Origin of the sequence: Natronorubrum tibetense GA33, assembly GCF_000383975.1 — an archaeon.
Classification (GTDB): Archaea; Halobacteriota; Halobacteria; order Halobacteriales; family Natrialbaceae; genus Natronorubrum; species Natronorubrum tibetense.
Genome location: NZ_KB913017.1, coordinates 4,013,798 through 4,028,190, shown reverse-complemented (window position 1 = coordinate 4,028,190; position 14,393 = coordinate 4,013,798). Strand labels below are relative to the sequence as shown.

The window sequence follows — 14,393 nt, the reverse complement described above, 5'->3', positions numbered from 1 at the left end:
TTGGTTTTAATACACATTCCTCCATAACACGTTATGAGGTCAGCTTAATGCTGGAGACAACCCGCACCTACGTCGCACGCATCACGAACCACAGTCAGGTTCGTGGCGGTCTCGATGAGTGCGGGTTCTCTGCATCCAAACTGTGGAACGTTGGACGCTACTACATCCAAGAACGGTGGGATGAAGACGGTGAGATACCCGACGAAGCCGAACTGAAATCGGAGTTGAAAGACCATGAACGCTACAGTGACCTGCATTCTCAGTCAAGTCAGCGAGTTCTCGAAGAGCTTGCTGAGGCGTTCAACGGCTGGTACAATTCCGACGACGGCAACAACCCACCGGGCTACCGGAAACGTGGCGACGACCACCCGCGCTCCACCGTGACGTGGAAGAAACGAGCCATCAAACACGACGACAAACACGGCCAGCTCCGCCTCTCGAAAGGCTTCAACCTGAAAGAGTCGCGGTCTGACTTCATCCTCGCAGAATACGAAACCCGCCCCGACGTACAGGTGGAGAACATCCAGCAAGTGCGTGCTGCCTGGAACGGCGACGAGTGGGAACTCCACCTCGTCTGCAAAAAAGAGATTCCTGTTGAAGACGCACCGGGTGACAACACGGCAGGTATCGACCTCGGGATCAGCAACTATCTCGCCATCGACTACGAGGACGGCGAGAGTGAACTGTATCCGGGGAACACGCTGAAAGAAGACAAGCACTACTTCACCCGCGAGGAGTACCAGACCGAAGGAGAGAACGGGCCGTCGAAGCGTGCGCGGAAGGTTCGGCAGAAACTTTCCCGACGCAAGGATCATTTCCTCCACACACTCTCGAAACACATCGTTGACCGATGTGTCGAAGAAGGTGTGGAGAAGATCGCGGTTGGCAACCTCAGGGACATCCGTGAAGAGGAGAATGGTGACTCGCGGGACTGGGGCGCGTCGGGGAACAAGAAACTCCACGGATGGGAGTTCAACCGCTTCACGAACCTGCTCGAATACAAGGCCGAGGAACACGGCATCCTCGTTGACCGCGTGGACGAAGAGAACACCTCAAAGACGTGTTCCTGTTGCGGACAGATTCGTGGCTCGAATCGTGTGGAGCGCGGTCTGTACGTCTGTGAGTCGTGTGAGACGACGATGAATGCGGACGTGAACGGTGCAGTGAATATCCGACGAAAGATAACTCAGAGTCCCCCAACAGGGGATATGAGTAACGGCTGGTTGGCACAGCCCGGAGTCTTCCTGTTCGACCGCGAGAGCGGACGGTTCACACCGAGAGAGCAGGGAGACTGCAAACCCTAATATCCCAACGCTGAGCAAATCGGAGATTTGCGATGTACGCGAATCTCCGATTCGCGTGACTCGGGATTCCTCCGCCTTCAGGCGGAGGAGGATGTCAAGAGTTCTTCTTCTGACAGACTCGGGAACGGATGTCCCGGAGCCGATTGTGTGGTTCGGTGGTCGGTTGGCGCGCTCAACCGGGACAGCAATAGGGGTTCGGCCTCGAGTTGTTCGCATGGACACCGCAGTCGGAACGGCGTCCCGCTCGGCGTCGATCGACCGGGAAACGCTCCTGCTCGCCGCGGGCGATATCGGTCTGCTCGTCGGGTTGGTGCTCGTCGGCCAGTTGAGTCACAACGTGAATCCGATCGAACAGCCCGTCGCCTCGCTCGAGGCAATCGCACCGTTTGTGATCGGCTGGCTGGCCGTCGCTGCCCTCGCGGGGCTCTACACGCGGTCGGTCGTGTCGTCGGTGACACAGACGGTTCGACTGACGACCGTTACGTGGATCGCGGCGGCCAACGTCGGCTTGCTGCTCCGCCAGACCGTGTTCGGTGACACCGCTGCGTGGCCGTTTCCCCTCGTGATCACGGGCTTCGGACTCCTCTTGCTCGTTGGCTGGCGTATCGTGGTCGCGCTGATCGTCGACCGGTTGTGACGATCCGCGTCGCCTCGACTCGTTGCATCTCACGATCCGTGTCCGGTTCTTGCTAGCATGGTTGTTCCATCACGAGATTGCCTCGTGTATCGACCTGTCACGATCCGTATACACGGCAGCTACGACCGAATAAAAAAGTGTATACAATCGTTATGGATCTGGCCGAATCAGTGCTTCTCCGGACGGAGAGTACCGGACCGCTGTCTTGCGATTAACAACTCAGAGGTGGAAGTTCCCATACAAAATATTACCGGAAATCTCGCTCGACGGCGTTATTTTTCATCACAACGAAGGAGCAATAACGTCTCCATAAGTTATGAGAATCCAGCACCACTAATACAAGTTAGAAACTGGTCTACTATGAAGCAATTATGGGAAACGCTTATATGGATATTTCTCATACTATCGTATAGCTATGACTGGATATTACGACATTGTTCTCGGCCTTATCCCAGTCGCACTGCTCGGAATCACCGCAGCCCTGACCGTCGTGGGTATTTCGTTGACAGCAGCAGTCCCGATCGGTTCGGTCGTCGCGATGGTGATCATCGGTCACGCGATGTTCATCAACACCCCCGCCGACGTTCCCGACGAGCCCCAGTCCGCGCGGCCGCCGATGAACGCGGACTGATCGGTTCTCTCCCTCTCTACCGGCGTCTCTCCGTTGTCATCTTCGTTTGCGTCCCGTTCGCCTTCCGTTCTCCCTCCGGCCGTAGCGCTGTTTTGCTCGAGTGACGACGAATTACCGTCCGCACGAAATCGGACGGTGCCCGAACTGGCACAACGACGGAGAAAGTACCGTTGCCGGCGACGCTTTTCGGCCGTCTCGAGTCGACTACTCCGCCGGCCGCACCTTGAACCCGTACCGGGTCACGCCCTCCTGCGTGTAGATCCGTCGGATCGTCGTGTCGATCCGATCGCCGACGGCGAAGTCGTCGGGTGCCGCGTCGGTTCCCATCGCTGCGATACTCGCAGATTCGGAACCATCCTCGGTCTCGAGCGCCACGATCGCCGCCGCGTAGTCGCCGGAGCGGGCCTGCTGTTCGGCGAACTCGGGTGGGGCACCACCCTGCGAGATGGTCGTGACGGCCTCGATGGTTCCTTCGCCTGGGAGCTGAACCGGTTCGTACTCCTCGAGTGCCCCACAGCTCGAACACGCACCCTCTGGCGGGAACGAGAGCGCACCGCACTCGGGACACCGGCCGGCTTCTAAGTTGTATCGCTGCGGAATCGAGCGCCGCCAGGAGGGGACGCTCACGTACGCGCCGCCGCCCGATGGAGGCCCGCTCGTGACCACGCCGCGCTGGCGCAGGTACTCGGCGTAGGAGAGCGAGTCGCCGCCCTCGAGTGCCGTCTCAGCAGGCACCTCGTCGTCAGATTCGATGACGAGCGCGTCCGCACCTGCGCCGCTGCCGTAGGAGACCGCAAGCACGGAATCGTAGCCATCCGCAAGCGTACTGGCCAGCGAAACGGGGACGCTCGCCGCGCCCAAATCACCGAGATCGTGGACCGTCGCGGCGGCCTGAATCTCGTCGGTGCCGACGCCCGCCGCGCCCGCGGCGCGGTAGGGGAGTTTGCCGTCGGGAGCCTGAATCGCGGCGGCGTCGACGTCGGGATCGGCCTCGAGGCCGGAGACCGCTCCACCGATCGTTTCGGTAAAGGCCGCGCGGTCGTACTGGGTAACGCCCAGCCCCTGTGTCTCGTCCTCGCCGGTGGTTCGGAACCGGGCTCCGGGGTACGGAACCGCGTACTCCGTGCGGTCGACGATTTCGGCAGGACCCTCGCTCTCGAGGACGAACGCGGCCGCCCCGGCACCGGCAGCGTGATCGATACCGTCGTCCGGATCACCCTGCGGCGCGTCGGCCGCGACGACGAGACCGGTCGTGGAATCCGACTCGAGGGCGTCCATCCCGGCCCATAGCGCGCGCGTTCCGGCGCGCGTGCTGCCCGCAAAGACGTGTCGCGTCGCAGTTTCGTCGATCTCGAGCATCGCGCCGAGTCGGGCCGTGAGATCTTCCTCGGCCAGCGGCGGTCGCGAAGAGGCGAACGCGAGCCAGTCGACGCTCGCGGCGTCGATATCGGCGGCCTCGAGCGCACGGCCTGCGGCCTCGTAGGCCATCGTCAGGGCGTCCTCGTCCGCCGCGGCGACGGCCTTCTCGCTGACGCCGGCCGCCTGGAACTGTCCCCAGGCTTCCTGGAACGCCTCCGCGCTGATTCGGAACCGCGGCGCGTACGCGCCGACGCCGGTGATCGCGGTCATCAGGTGCTCACCTCCGTTTCGTTTTCAAAGATGTGGATCACGGACGCACCGCCGCTGCCGCCGACGTTGTGCGTCAGTCCGCGGGTCGGGTTCTCGACCTGTCGCTCGCCGGCTTTGCCGGAAAGCTGTTTGAACGCCTCGACGACCTGTCCGGCACCCGTCGCGCCGATGGGGTGGCCCTTGGACTTTAGTCCGCCGGAGGTGTTGACCGGGAGGGAACCCCCGATCTCGGTCTCGCCGGATTCGATCAGTTGGCCGGCCTCGCCTTTCTCACAGAATCCGAGGTCCTCGTACGCCAGCAGCTCGGCGATGGCAAAGCAGTCGTGGACCTCCGCGAAGTCGAGGTCGTCGGGTTCGACGCCAGCCATTTCGTAGGCCGTCTCGGCGGCGCGCTGGCTCGCCGGCACGCCGGTGTAACTGTCGCGCTGGAAGAGGCCGACGTTGTCGCTGCCCGCACCGACGCCGGCAACTCTGATGGGATCGTCGGTGTACTCGTCCACAACGTCCTCGCTGACGATGAGGGCGCAGGCCGCGCCGTCGGAGGTCGGACAGCAGTGATAGAGGTTGAGGGGATCCGCGACGACCGGAGCGGACTGGGCGTCCTCGAGCGAACACTCGAATCCTAACTGGGCGTGGGGGTTCTTCGCGCCGTTCGAGTGGTTCTTGACGGCCACTCTCGAGAGCTGTTCGCGCGTGGTGCCATACGTCTCCATGTGAACCGAGGCCATCTGGGCGTAGACGCCCGAGAAGGTCGTTCCGGAGAGCCGTTCCCACTCCGTCTCACCGGAGACGCCGAGCCAGTACTTCGTCGCGTCCGAACTCATGTCCGACATGATCTCGAAGCCGCCCGCGAGGACGACGTCGGCCATCCCCGATTTGACGGCCTGGACGGCCTGTCTGGTCGCGAAGCCGCTGGCCGCACAGGCGTTTTCGACGCGCGTACAGGGGACGCCGCCGAGTCCGACGTGTTCGGTGACGGCCGGTCCCGAGAGACCGAGCTGTCGCCCGCCAACGCCGAGATTGCCGACGAACGCTTCGTCAATATCGCTCGGCTCGAGTCCGTTCGGTACACTGTCAGTGGCCGCTTCGAACGCCGTTCGGAACAGCGACCGGTAGCTCTCCTCCGGAAAAGCCCCATAGTCAGACTGTCCCGCGCCGACGAGATACGCGTCTCGCATATCCGTGGGTGTGATTTGCACAGTGAAATAGCTGTACACTCGTGGCGAAAAATGTAACTCGGCAGAACCGATCACGTGTACGATGGTAATGGCGATCCGCTCGCCCGAACCCGGTCTCGACCGACCGATCCGCCCTCCCAACGTGCGGTTCGACACGGGATTCAAGCGTCTCGCACTCCTACAGCAGTTATGACCCGTGCGGCGGAACTTGTCTCCGTCCTCGAGACGACGGCATCCCTGGCGATCGTCTGTCACGACAACCCGGATCCGGACTGTCTCGCCAGCGCGCTGGCTCTCGAGGCGATCGCGAACGATCACGATGTCGGTGAGGTGACGATCGCCTACGGCGGCGACATCTCCCACCAGCAGAACCGGGCGTTCGTCAACATGCTCGAGATCACGCTCCAGCCGATCGAAGAGACCACCGTCGACGAATACGACTGTATCGGCTTTGTCGACCACTCTCAGCCCGGCGTGAACACCGAACTGCCGGCGAGCGTAACGCCCGAAATCGTCGTCGACCACCACCCTGGAGAGCCGGTCGACGCGCAGTTCGAGGATATCCGCACCCGGATCGGCGCGACGGCGACCATCTTCGTCGAGTACCTCTGTGACCTCGAGATCGAACTGACGGCGCGGCTAGCATCCGCACTCCTCTTTGCCCTCCATCGCGAGCGGCTGGACTTCGTTCGCGAACCGACCAAACGGGAGTACGAGGCCGCGCTCACGGTCTACCCTGACGCGGACCTCGAGACGCTCGAACAACTCTACGGCAGCGCGTTCTCGCCGGGGACGATCGACGCGATCGGCCGAGCGATTGCGACCCGAGAGCGCCGTGGCTCCTCGCTGGTCGCCAGCGTTGGCAAGACACCCGAGACCGACGCGCTGCCCCAGGCCGCGGACTATCTCCTCAATCTCGAGGGCGTCGATACCGTCCTCGTCTATGGCATCGTCAACGGCGCAATTCGGATGAGCGCCCGCTCGATTGATCCGCGGATCCACATCGGTGAGACGCTTCAGAGCGGATACGCCGAACTAGGGGCTGTCGGGGGTCACCACGACATGGCCGGCGGCCGGATCGAACTCGGTCTCTTCGCCGACGACGCGGCGGACGCCGAGGCGTTGCTCGAGTTCGCCGGCGGCCGTCTCACGCGCCGCTTCTTCGACGCACTGAATCTCGACGACGACCGGTGAGTCCCAGCCAGTCGATTCGTTCACTCACCTGATGGCGAGGCCGGCGAGACCGGATGACGGGTGCGCTCTGCGACATGATCACTCGAGATCGATCGTGTGCGTCTCGCCCGAAGACTCGTGTTTGGGCAGCCAGATCGTCAGGACGCCGTTGTTGAGCGACGCCGTTACCGCGTCCGCATCGACCGGATCGGGAAGCTGTATCTGTCGGCTGAACGACTGCGTATTGCGCTCGTGGCGGATGTAGGTTCCAGCCGATTCGGAACCGTCGTTTGCATCGGCCACGTCGTCGGTCGCTTCGGTTACGGCATCGGTCGTGTCGGCTACAGTGTCCGCTTCGAACGCGCTTTCGCGTTCGCCGCTGATCTCCAGCGTGTTGCCCCGGAGCCTGCTCTCGAGGTCGTCACCGCCGAACCCTGGGACATCGACGGTGACCACGAACGTGTCGCCGTGATCGGTGAGGTCCAGCCGGGTCGCAGACTCGCCAAGCGAGAGATCGAGCTGGCTTCGGTTGTCGAACTCCGACTCCCACGACTGCGCGGTCGTCCCGACGTGTCTGCTCAGTCGTTCGAACAGGTTTCCGAGACCGTCGAGGAGACTGGGCCGATTTGACATGGGTTAGCATTTCATTCGTCGTCGACGGCGAAAAAGTCCATCGTAAGCGTGACAGACAGTCTCCGTTTCGAATGTGTCTGGACAACGGGTTGCGGCAGAACCGAGGGGTGGGCTGGCCGTTTTTAGGCTCCTCCACGTACGTTCGTACATGAGCGCTGCACTGTTCGTCGTCAGCGAGGAAGGCTACTGGGGAGAGGAGTGTGTCGAACCGCTCGAGACGCTCTCGGATGCGGGTCTCGAGATCACGGTCGCGACGCCCTCGGGGAACCCGCCGGAGATCGACGAGCGGTCGATCGATCCCGAGGAGGTCGGCGAGGAGACCGCCGAACGTGTCCGGGAGGTCCACGAGTCCGACGAGCGACTCAACGATCCGATCCCGACCGCCCGGGCCGACGCGGAAGCCTACGACGCCGTCGTCTTCCCCGGCGGCCACGGGACGGAGTGGGACGTCAATCAGGACAGCGACGCTCGCCGACTCCTGCGCGACATCGTCGAGGACGAATCGGGCGGAAAGGCGCTCGTGGTCTGTCACGCCGTCGGAATCCTCGCCTTCGCCCGCGACAGCCACGGGGCGTTTCTCGTCAACGGCCGCGACGTGACCGGCTTCCCCAACGAGTGGGAGGAGGGCATCGTCGACGAGAACGACTGCATGCCGAACGGTCGAAAACTGCCCTACTGGGTCGAAGACGAGGTGAAAGCCGCCGGCGGCAACTGGGACGCGGAACTCGAGGAAGACACGAGCGTCACCGTCGACGGCGATCTCGTCACCGCCCGTGGTCCCGGCTCCTCGCACGCGGCGGGTGAGACGCTGCTCGAGAAACTCGACAGATAAAAGATCTGATATAACTGGTAGATCGGGTCGTTTTGGTGCCAGCGTAGCCCGCTCGAGTACGGCGGTTTGTGCGCAAATCACGGCGTTCAACCCCGTTAGACGCGGACCGAGTCCGTTATACACACGGATTCCTGAGGACGTGTGTGGTCCCCGCCGAACCGTACACGTCCGCCCGAACCGATTCGTTAGAGAGTCACAGCTACCGCATCACCGTTGACGACGGCCGCGAGTCGTTCTACGCACTCAGCATCGAGGACGCCACCAGCGAGGAGGCGTGGCTCATGTCCGATACCGTCGTCGCGCTGGACAACGTCCGTTGAGAATCTTCTCGCTCTGAAGGTGATGACGGAACGCGAGGTGCCTCGTTGTCGTTCGAGCGATGTCGTTTCTCGTGTCCGCTCTGTCTTCGGTTCAAGAGTCACCGCTCTCGCCTTTCCGAATCTCGGTGGGTTGGCCAACAGCGACGCGACCAACCTCGTGGTTGATCCGCTGTTTGATACTTGCGTGCCGAAGACGTACGGGAAACGGCTTTCCGCTGAATATGGCTGACGCGGCATATCGTACATCAGACGCAGCACAGATGCCGGTAGCGATCTCGTATACCACTCGAAAAAGAGTGGATATCCAGAGACATACGTCGTGTGTCTAAGATGGTTATCGGGCCGACAGAATATTGATAAAAATGACTGTTGCGGAGAATTATAGATATATGAATTAACAGTACTGTGTTCAGATAAGGATAGTGACTATAAAAAGATGGCCCAGATCAGTCTAGAACTGAACAGTATTTTTATACTTTGGATCGAGTAATATCCGTAAGTTACTTTCTAATCTTGAGATAGAAGGGTGCTAGCAGTAGATTTGCCGATATTGTTGTACAATGATGTCGCCATACCAATGGAAATATCCAATATAAGATACCATCGAATTCACGATACCGTGAAAAATATATTATATCTCTGTACAGGAAACAGGTTGTTGCACCTCACTAACTTGGGGGGTTGACAATCAATGAAAAACCAAAGTTCGATAGAGACCGACAGTTCAGAAATCAATCGCAGGGTAGTGCTGAAGGGGGTTGGGGCGATGAGTGTTGTGAGCGTTCTAGCGACCAGTGTGGCTGCAGGGGTAACTCAAGGAAATCCACAGGAGGACTGTGAGTGCCTTGATGGGTTTACGGGCAAATACGATTTCAGCTCCGGCGAGTTCGTTCACACAGAGGGAGAAGATCTCGTTACGATCGAGGACTACACCAACAAGGAGGGGGAAGAAAACGAGCCTGTTGCCGTTACGTATTCTGTGCCAGATGGATACATCGTTACGAACGTCTGCTCGTTCGGCGGGCGCGACAATCACAGCGACAGTGAGACAGATGGCGAGTACGAATCCGACCTCACAACTGGTGGCGGGACTCGAGCAGCGATCAGCAATATCACGTTCTGTGTAGAGAAAGACGAGGAGGAGGTGGAAGAGGAAGAAGACGAGGAGGAAGAGGAGGAAGAAGACGAGGAGGAAGAGGAGGAAGAAGACGAGGAGGAAGAAGACGAGGAGGAAGAGGAGGAAGAAGACGAGGAGGAAGAAGACGAGGAAGAGGACGAGGAAGAGGACAAGGAAGACGAGGAAGAGGACGAGGAAGAGGACGAGGAAGACGAGGAAGAAGAAGACGAGGAAGAGGAAGAGGAAGACGAGGAAGAAGAAGACGAGGAAGAGGAAGAGGAAGAAGAAGAAGAAGACGAGGATGACGACGACGAGAAGAAAGCCGATGGCGGTGATAGCAACGCAGTAAGTAGTACTGAGGTAAACCAACAGAACAGCAACGTCCAGCAGGGCAAAGCAACATCGAGTTCTCGGAAGAAGTCCAGTAGCTCTGTTTCCCAGAGCCAGAACGTTGGTCAACAGAACGTTGCTAACGTGGACCAGACGACGATCTCAAGCGGTGGTGACTCGTCTGGATCCTGAAACCTGAGTACGGGACTACACGCACAGATATACTTGACTCGACATTTTTGATCAGAACCAACGTCCGAGGAGACTGCGCTCTCTACGGATATGACTGGAAAACGTATCTCACGCGAAGAGTGTGAATTTCAACCAGTAACTTCCGTAAATTCGCCCCGTATGGTCGTCGCCGCAGCCACTCGATAGCTACCCCTTCGTGATCGACGCCGAACTACTCGCGGGCGAATGTTCCCCGAGGTTCCAGCCCATGTCGATGAGAAAGTGCTTGAGGGTGTACGGTCTACCCGCATCCGATGAGACGTCGGACGTTCGTGGCCGGCGCCGGAACCATGCTCACCGTTATCGCCGCGACGGGAGCCGTGAGCCGACCGTCGGGCAACGAGTCGCTGCTCGAGGCGGCCCGCCAGCCCGGCGACGCGGGTGAAGCCAGTATCACTACCGAGACGATACTCCCTGACACCGTCCACGAGACGTCGCTGTTCGAGATCGACGCGCCGGAGGAGGGACCGACGGCAATGGTCTTCGGCGGCGTCCACGGCGACGAGCGAAGCGGGATCGAGGTCGCTCGCGAGATCACCGACTGGCACCCCAACGCGGGAACGCTCGTCGTGGTCCCCGAGACCGACCGCGTGGCCGTCGAGAACGACGAACGGGAGGGTATTGATGGCGATCTGAACCGACAGTTCCCGGCCGATGGCGAGCCGACGACCGACCTCGCACGCGGGATCTGGGATGCCGTCGAGCGCTACGAGCCCGATGTCGTCCTCGACCTCCACCGATCGCTCGGGATCTACGGCCTCCACCGGGAGTACGTCGGGCAGGCGATCTTTCACTCGCCGGACGCCCGCGGCGACGACCTCGCCGACCGGCTCGACGACGACGCCGTGCCGTGGTACCTGCCGTTCCACCGGTTTACGGCCCGAGAAAGCGGGAGTTCGGGACCGTTGCTCTTCCAAAAGGCGGCTCGAGACCTCGAGGCCAGCGCCTACCTCTTCGAGACGACGGAGTTCATGTTCGACCGGGAGACAAAAGTCCAGCTGACGCGACTGGCGACCGCCCATGTCCTCGAACTCCACGGCCTGCTCGCGGTCGGGGGTGACGCGTGACCACCAGCGACAGGCGGACGACCGCCCTCCGCGCCGTCCGTCGTCGACTGCCGGTCTCGCCTCGCCGGGTCGCGACGAGTCCGGCGACGCTCGCGACGTTCACGTTGCTCGTCGTGCCGTTCGGACTGGGCTGGCTCGAGACGCGGCTCTTCTCGCCGCTCGCGCTGCCCGGGTATCTGCTCTACGGCGTCGGAACCGCGATCGGTAACGCCGTCGCGCCGCGATTCGATCTCTGGGTCTACTGGGTGCCATTCCTCGGCGGATCAGGAGCTATCGCCGTCTTCGTCGGGTTCGGATTCGAGTGGTGGCGCGAGCGGCGGGCTACGGACTCGACGGAGCAACTGTAGCGCGGGACCGAACGATCAACGGACGAGGTTGCCGCGAATCAGTCCCTTTTTACGCGACGCCGGGGAACTCAGGGTCATGAGCTTCGACGAAGACGACAACGTCGTCCTGCACGACGAGCACAGCGAGTTCGACGGAGAGACCGGCACCATCACACAGACGATGGAGTCGATGTTCGGCGACGTCACCTACACGATCAGCTTCGAAGACGGCCAGGAGACCGGTGTCCCCGAAGACGCCCTCGAGGAAGCCGACGAGGACGACGACGCGGACGAAGACGAAGAGTAAGCGAGCGACTAGCGACGACCCACCCGCTCGAACGACCCATATCACGGACGGACCCAGATGCCACAGATCCCGCTTCACTACGTCGACCTACGCACGTTCTGTTACGCCACGGAGGACGAGAAACGCGTCGAAGAGGCGCTCAGAACCTTCCTCCCCGAGGAGTTCGAGATCGAGCGCGCCGAGAGCGAGGGCCACTTCGGCGACCGCATTCTCGTCCTCTCAGCGCGCGTCGAGCGGGCGGACGAAGTCCGCCACGTGCTCTCGCGGCTGGCCGACCTCGAGTCGTTCGACGACCTGATCGACGAACTCGACGAGCGAGTCACCGAGAACACCGAACTCTTCTTGCGACTCGACAAGCAGGGGGCCTTCGCAGGCGACGTTCGACTGGGCGAGGGCATCACCTTCCGCGGAAAGGTCGAAGCCTACCCGGCGAAGAAAGAACAGGCCGTCGAAAATGCGGAAGAAGTCCTCGAACGGCTTCGGGACGACGAGTAGTTCGGTTCGATTCTCCGGCGGCCGTCAATTCCGGCGGCCGACGACGAGACTCGTTATCGGAGCCGTCGGTACGCTCGCAAGAGTACGGACGCGGCCGTTCCGAGCCCCGGAATTCGCGACGAGAGGGCGGCGGCGCCGAGCAACAGCAGTCCGCTCTTCCGGCGGCCCTTCGCGAGTTCCATGATGCCGTCGATCGCCGTCGTGACGACGCCCGCGTTCTTCAGCAGTTCCGTTCGGTCGGCCTGCGCTCGTGTTGAAGCCATGAATCTACGCTAGCAACGTTGACCAGCGATAAACCGTGGCGGCCTGCAGATGTCGGGTCGACGGCTCCCGATTCGACGGCTTGAGGTCGCCCACGAAACGGCCGCCGAGCGCGGCGTTTTTGACGCCGGCCTGTGACTGTTCGCGTATGGATATTCACGTCGTCGGCGACGATCCGGTCCGTGCGGCCGTCGTCGCCGCGCTCGGAGACGTCGACGTTTCGGTCGTCAACGCCAGTGCCGACGAGATCGCGGACGCCCGGTTCGCGATCGTGAGCGACGTCGCCGGCTCGGCCACTTTCGACCGGGCGAACGAGGCCGCTCGAGCGGGCGGAACCCCGTGGATCGCCGTCGAGATCGGCGGCGTCGGCGGTCAGTCGCTCGCGGCGGTCGACGCAGCGGTTTCGGGATTCGCCGCCGCCACCGGCTGTTTCGACTGTCTCCGCCACCGCGTCGCCTCGAACGTAGCGGAGGGAACGACGACAGCCCAACCGACGGGAGACCGAAGCGCGGCACGATTAGCCGGCGCGGTCGCCGGCCGGGAGTGCGTTCGTGTCCTCTCGGGCGACGAGGAATCGGTGATCGGACACGTCGTCGAACTTCCACACCAGCGACGGCGCGTGCTGCCGGTGCCGGGCTGTGACTGTCAGGACGGCGAGCGGGATCGAACGCTCGAGCGCGACGATGACTCGCTCGGACTCGACGCGGCCGTCGAGCACGCCGAGGCGGCGATCGACGACCGGGTCGGCGTCGTCTCGAGCATCGGCGAGGTCGCGTCGTTCCCCGTCCCGTACTACCTCGCGACGATGGCGGACACGTCGACCTTCAGCGACGCCAGCGCGCCGACGCAGGCCGCCGGCGTCGCCGACGACTGGAACGCGGCGCTGATGAAAGCCGTCGGCGAGGGTCTCGAGCGCTACTGCGCCGGCGTCTATCGCGATACTGAGTTCGTTCACGCGAGCGAGGGCGACCTCGAGAACGTGGTTTCACCGACTGACCTCGTGCGGCCCGAGGACGCGCCGACGTACGACGCGAGCGACGAACACCGATGGGTTCCCGGGGAAAACCTCGCGACCGGCGAGTCGGTCCACCTTCCCGCCGCCGCGGTCCAGTTCCCTCAGCCCGGCGAGCGCCTCGTCCCGGCAATCACGACCGGACTGGGACTCGGCTCCTCGACCGTCGATGCGCTGCTCTCGGGGCTGACGGAGGTACTCGAGCGCGACGCGACCATGCTCGCGTGGTACTCCTCGTTCGAGCCGCTCGGTCTGTCGGTCGCGGACGATACCTTCGACGTTCTCGAGCGCCGCGCCCGAAGCGAGGGGCTGTCGGTGACGCCGCTGCTCGTCACGCAGGATATCGACGTTCCCGTGGTCGCCGTTGCTGTCCACCGGGATCCGGAGACACTCGTGGACGATCTCGAGCCGACGGACGACGGGTGGCCGGCCTTCGCCGTCGGCTCCGCAGCGGGACTCGACGCAACGGCGGCCGCGCGCTCGGCGCTCGAGGAGGCGCTGCAGAACTGGACGGAACTGCGCGGCCTCGGTCCCGAGGAGGCCGCCGACGCCTCAGGGTCGATCGGCGAGTACGCCGCCTTCCCGGAGTCCGTTCGATCGTTCGTCGATGTCGAGCGGACGATTCCGGCCGCGAGCGTCGGTCCGGACCCCGTTCCGTCGGGTCTGGAGGCACTCGAGGCGCTCGTTTCACGGACGGCCGACGCCGATCTGACGCCCTACGCGGCGCGACTGACGACTCGAGACGTCGAACGCGTCGGATTCGAGGCCGTTCGTGTCGTGGTCCCGGGCGCACAGCCGCTGTTCACCGGCGACCCCTTCTTCGGCGAGCGGGCGCGAACGGTGCCGGACGATCTCGGGTTCGAGCCGCGACTCGAGCGGGCGTACCACCCGTATCCCTGAAACTCGACGT

At 62.3% G+C, this 14,393-nt stretch carries 16 protein-coding genes; 12 read left to right on the top strand and 4 right to left on the bottom strand.

Annotated elements, in window-relative coordinates; all coding sequences use genetic code 11:
* The first annotated feature begins 47 nt into the window (after positions 1–47).
* The 3 genes from NATTI_RS0120720 to NATTI_RS0120710 all read left to right on the top strand — a co-directional run bounded on the left by NATTI_RS0120720 (position 48) and on the right by NATTI_RS0120710 (position 2,572).
* Positions 48–1,304: an RNA-guided endonuclease InsQ/TnpB family protein gene (locus NATTI_RS0120720; protein ID WP_006087905.1), complete on the top strand. Its 1,257-nt coding sequence runs from the start codon at positions 48–50 to the stop codon at positions 1,302–1,304.
* A 214-nt stretch (positions 1,305–1,518) separates the two neighbouring features.
* Entirely contained in the window at positions 1,519–1,941 is a 423-nt protein-coding gene (locus NATTI_RS0120715; RefSeq protein WP_006087906.1) for a DUF3054 domain-containing protein, read from the top strand.
* Between the two features lie 415 nt (positions 1,942–2,356).
* Positions 2,357–2,572, top strand: coding sequence for a hypothetical protein (locus NATTI_RS0120710; protein ID WP_006087907.1), 216 nt, complete (start codon positions 2,357–2,359; stop codon positions 2,570–2,572).
* A gap of 204 nt (positions 2,573–2,776) precedes the next feature.
* Here the strand turns inward: NATTI_RS0120710 and NATTI_RS0120705 are convergent, their stop codons facing one another.
* Together NATTI_RS0120705 and NATTI_RS0120700 are read right to left on the bottom strand one after the other, a co-directional pair.
* Positions 2,777–4,201: a zinc ribbon domain-containing protein gene (locus NATTI_RS0120705; RefSeq protein WP_006087908.1), complete on the bottom strand. Its 1,425-nt coding sequence runs from the start codon at positions 4,199–4,201 to the stop codon at positions 2,777–2,779.
* The gene (locus NATTI_RS0120700; protein WP_019992090.1) at positions 4,201–5,379 is read right to left on the bottom strand and encodes a thiolase domain-containing protein; all 1,179 of its coding nucleotides are present in this window, start codon (positions 5,377–5,379) and stop codon (positions 4,201–4,203) included. Before NATTI_RS0120700 ends, NATTI_RS0120705 begins: the two co-directional genes overlap by 1 nt.
* Positions 5,380–5,568: 189 nt before the next feature.
* Here NATTI_RS0120700 and NATTI_RS0120690 point away from each other — a divergent pair, with 189 nt between their 5' ends.
* Positions 5,569–6,573 (top strand): DHH family phosphoesterase, encoded by a 1,005-nt coding sequence (locus NATTI_RS0120690; protein WP_006087910.1) that lies wholly within the window; start codon positions 5,569–5,571, stop codon positions 6,571–6,573.
* 78 nt (positions 6,574–6,651) lie between these two features.
* Here the strand turns inward: NATTI_RS0120690 and NATTI_RS0120685 are convergent, their stop codons facing one another.
* The gene (locus NATTI_RS0120685; RefSeq protein WP_006087911.1) at positions 6,652–7,185 is read right to left on the bottom strand and encodes an Hsp20/alpha crystallin family protein; all 534 of its coding nucleotides are present in this window, start codon (positions 7,183–7,185) and stop codon (positions 6,652–6,654) included.
* A gap of 148 nt (positions 7,186–7,333) precedes the next feature.
* Between NATTI_RS0120685 and NATTI_RS0120680 the strand changes: the two genes are divergently transcribed.
* The 7 genes from NATTI_RS0120680 (at position 7,334) to NATTI_RS0120650 (ending at position 12,210) form a co-directional block, all read left to right on the top strand.
* Entirely contained in the window at positions 7,334–8,017 is a 684-nt protein-coding gene (locus NATTI_RS0120680) for a type 1 glutamine amidotransferase domain-containing protein (RefSeq protein WP_006087912.1), read from the top strand.
* 143 nt (positions 8,018–8,160) lie between these two features.
* Positions 8,161–8,337, top strand: coding sequence for a hypothetical protein (locus NATTI_RS26660; RefSeq protein WP_006087913.1), 177 nt, complete (start codon positions 8,161–8,163; stop codon positions 8,335–8,337).
* A gap of 691 nt (positions 8,338–9,028) precedes the next feature.
* Positions 9,029–9,976 (top strand): hypothetical protein, encoded by a 948-nt coding sequence (locus NATTI_RS26825; RefSeq protein WP_193787775.1) that lies wholly within the window; start codon positions 9,029–9,031, stop codon positions 9,974–9,976.
* 293 nt (positions 9,977–10,269) lie between these two features.
* Positions 10,270–11,082: a succinylglutamate desuccinylase/aspartoacylase family protein gene (locus NATTI_RS0120665; protein WP_006087915.1), complete on the top strand. Its 813-nt coding sequence runs from the start codon at positions 10,270–10,272 to the stop codon at positions 11,080–11,082.
* Positions 11,079–11,429, top strand: a complete 351-nt coding sequence (locus tag NATTI_RS0120660; protein ID WP_006087916.1) for a hypothetical protein — start codon at positions 11,079–11,081, stop codon at positions 11,427–11,429. Before NATTI_RS0120665 ends, NATTI_RS0120660 begins: the two co-directional genes overlap by 4 nt.
* A gap of 76 nt (positions 11,430–11,505) precedes the next feature.
* A complete protein-coding gene (locus NATTI_RS0120655) occupies positions 11,506–11,715 on the top strand; it encodes a hypothetical protein (protein WP_006087917.1) in 210 nt (69 codons plus the stop codon).
* A 57-nt stretch (positions 11,716–11,772) separates the two neighbouring features.
* A complete protein-coding gene (locus NATTI_RS0120650; protein ID WP_006087918.1) occupies positions 11,773–12,210 on the top strand; it encodes an RNA-binding protein in 438 nt (145 codons plus the stop codon).
* Positions 12,211–12,263: 53 nt separating this feature from the next.
* Here NATTI_RS0120650 and NATTI_RS0120645 read toward each other — a convergent pair whose 3' ends face one another.
* Positions 12,264–12,473: a hypothetical protein gene (locus NATTI_RS0120645; RefSeq protein ID WP_006087919.1), complete on the bottom strand. Its 210-nt coding sequence runs from the start codon at positions 12,471–12,473 to the stop codon at positions 12,264–12,266.
* 146 nt (positions 12,474–12,619) lie between these two features.
* Between NATTI_RS0120645 and NATTI_RS0120635 the strand changes: the two genes are divergently transcribed.
* Positions 12,620–14,383 carry a YcaO-like family protein gene (locus tag NATTI_RS0120635; protein WP_006087920.1) on the top strand — a complete coding sequence of 588 codons (1,764 nt, stop codon included), beginning with the start codon at positions 12,620–12,622 and terminating at the stop codon, positions 14,381–14,383.
* Positions 14,384–14,393 lie beyond the last annotated feature (10 nt).

Excerpts from the sequence above, each read along its gene's own strand:
- NATTI_RS0120720 (WP_006087905.1), top strand. The coding sequence starts at position 48 with ATGCTGGAGACAACCCGCACCTACGTCGCACGCATCACGAACCACAGT.
- NATTI_RS0120715 (WP_006087906.1), top strand. The coding sequence starts at position 1,519 with ATGGACACCGCAGTCGGAACGGCGTCCCGCTCGGCGTCGATCGACCGG.
- NATTI_RS0120710 (WP_006087907.1), top strand. The coding sequence starts at position 2,357 with ATGACTGGATATTACGACATTGTTCTCGGCCTTATCCCAGTCGCACTG.
- NATTI_RS0120705 (WP_006087908.1), bottom strand. The coding sequence starts at position 4,201 with ATGACCGCGATCACCGGCGTCGGCGCGTACGCGCCGCGGTTCCGAATC.
- NATTI_RS0120700 (WP_019992090.1), bottom strand. The coding sequence starts at position 5,379 with ATGCGAGACGCGTATCTCGTCGGCGCGGGACAGTCTGACTATGGGGCT.
- NATTI_RS0120690 (WP_006087910.1), top strand. The coding sequence starts at position 5,569 with ATGACCCGTGCGGCGGAACTTGTCTCCGTCCTCGAGACGACGGCATCC.
- NATTI_RS0120685 (WP_006087911.1), bottom strand. The coding sequence starts at position 7,185 with ATGTCAAATCGGCCCAGTCTCCTCGACGGTCTCGGAAACCTGTTCGAA.
- NATTI_RS0120680 (WP_006087912.1), top strand. The coding sequence starts at position 7,334 with ATGAGCGCTGCACTGTTCGTCGTCAGCGAGGAAGGCTACTGGGGAGAG.
- NATTI_RS26825 (WP_193787775.1), top strand. The coding sequence starts at position 9,029 with ATGAAAAACCAAAGTTCGATAGAGACCGACAGTTCAGAAATCAATCGC.
- NATTI_RS0120665 (WP_006087915.1), top strand. The coding sequence starts at position 10,270 with ATGAGACGTCGGACGTTCGTGGCCGGCGCCGGAACCATGCTCACCGTT.
- NATTI_RS0120655 (WP_006087917.1), top strand. The coding sequence starts at position 11,506 with ATGAGCTTCGACGAAGACGACAACGTCGTCCTGCACGACGAGCACAGC.
- NATTI_RS0120650 (WP_006087918.1), top strand. The coding sequence starts at position 11,773 with ATGCCACAGATCCCGCTTCACTACGTCGACCTACGCACGTTCTGTTAC.
- NATTI_RS0120645 (WP_006087919.1), bottom strand. The coding sequence starts at position 12,473 with ATGGCTTCAACACGAGCGCAGGCCGACCGAACGGAACTGCTGAAGAAC.
- NATTI_RS0120635 (WP_006087920.1), top strand. The coding sequence starts at position 12,620 with ATGGATATTCACGTCGTCGGCGACGATCCGGTCCGTGCGGCCGTCGTC.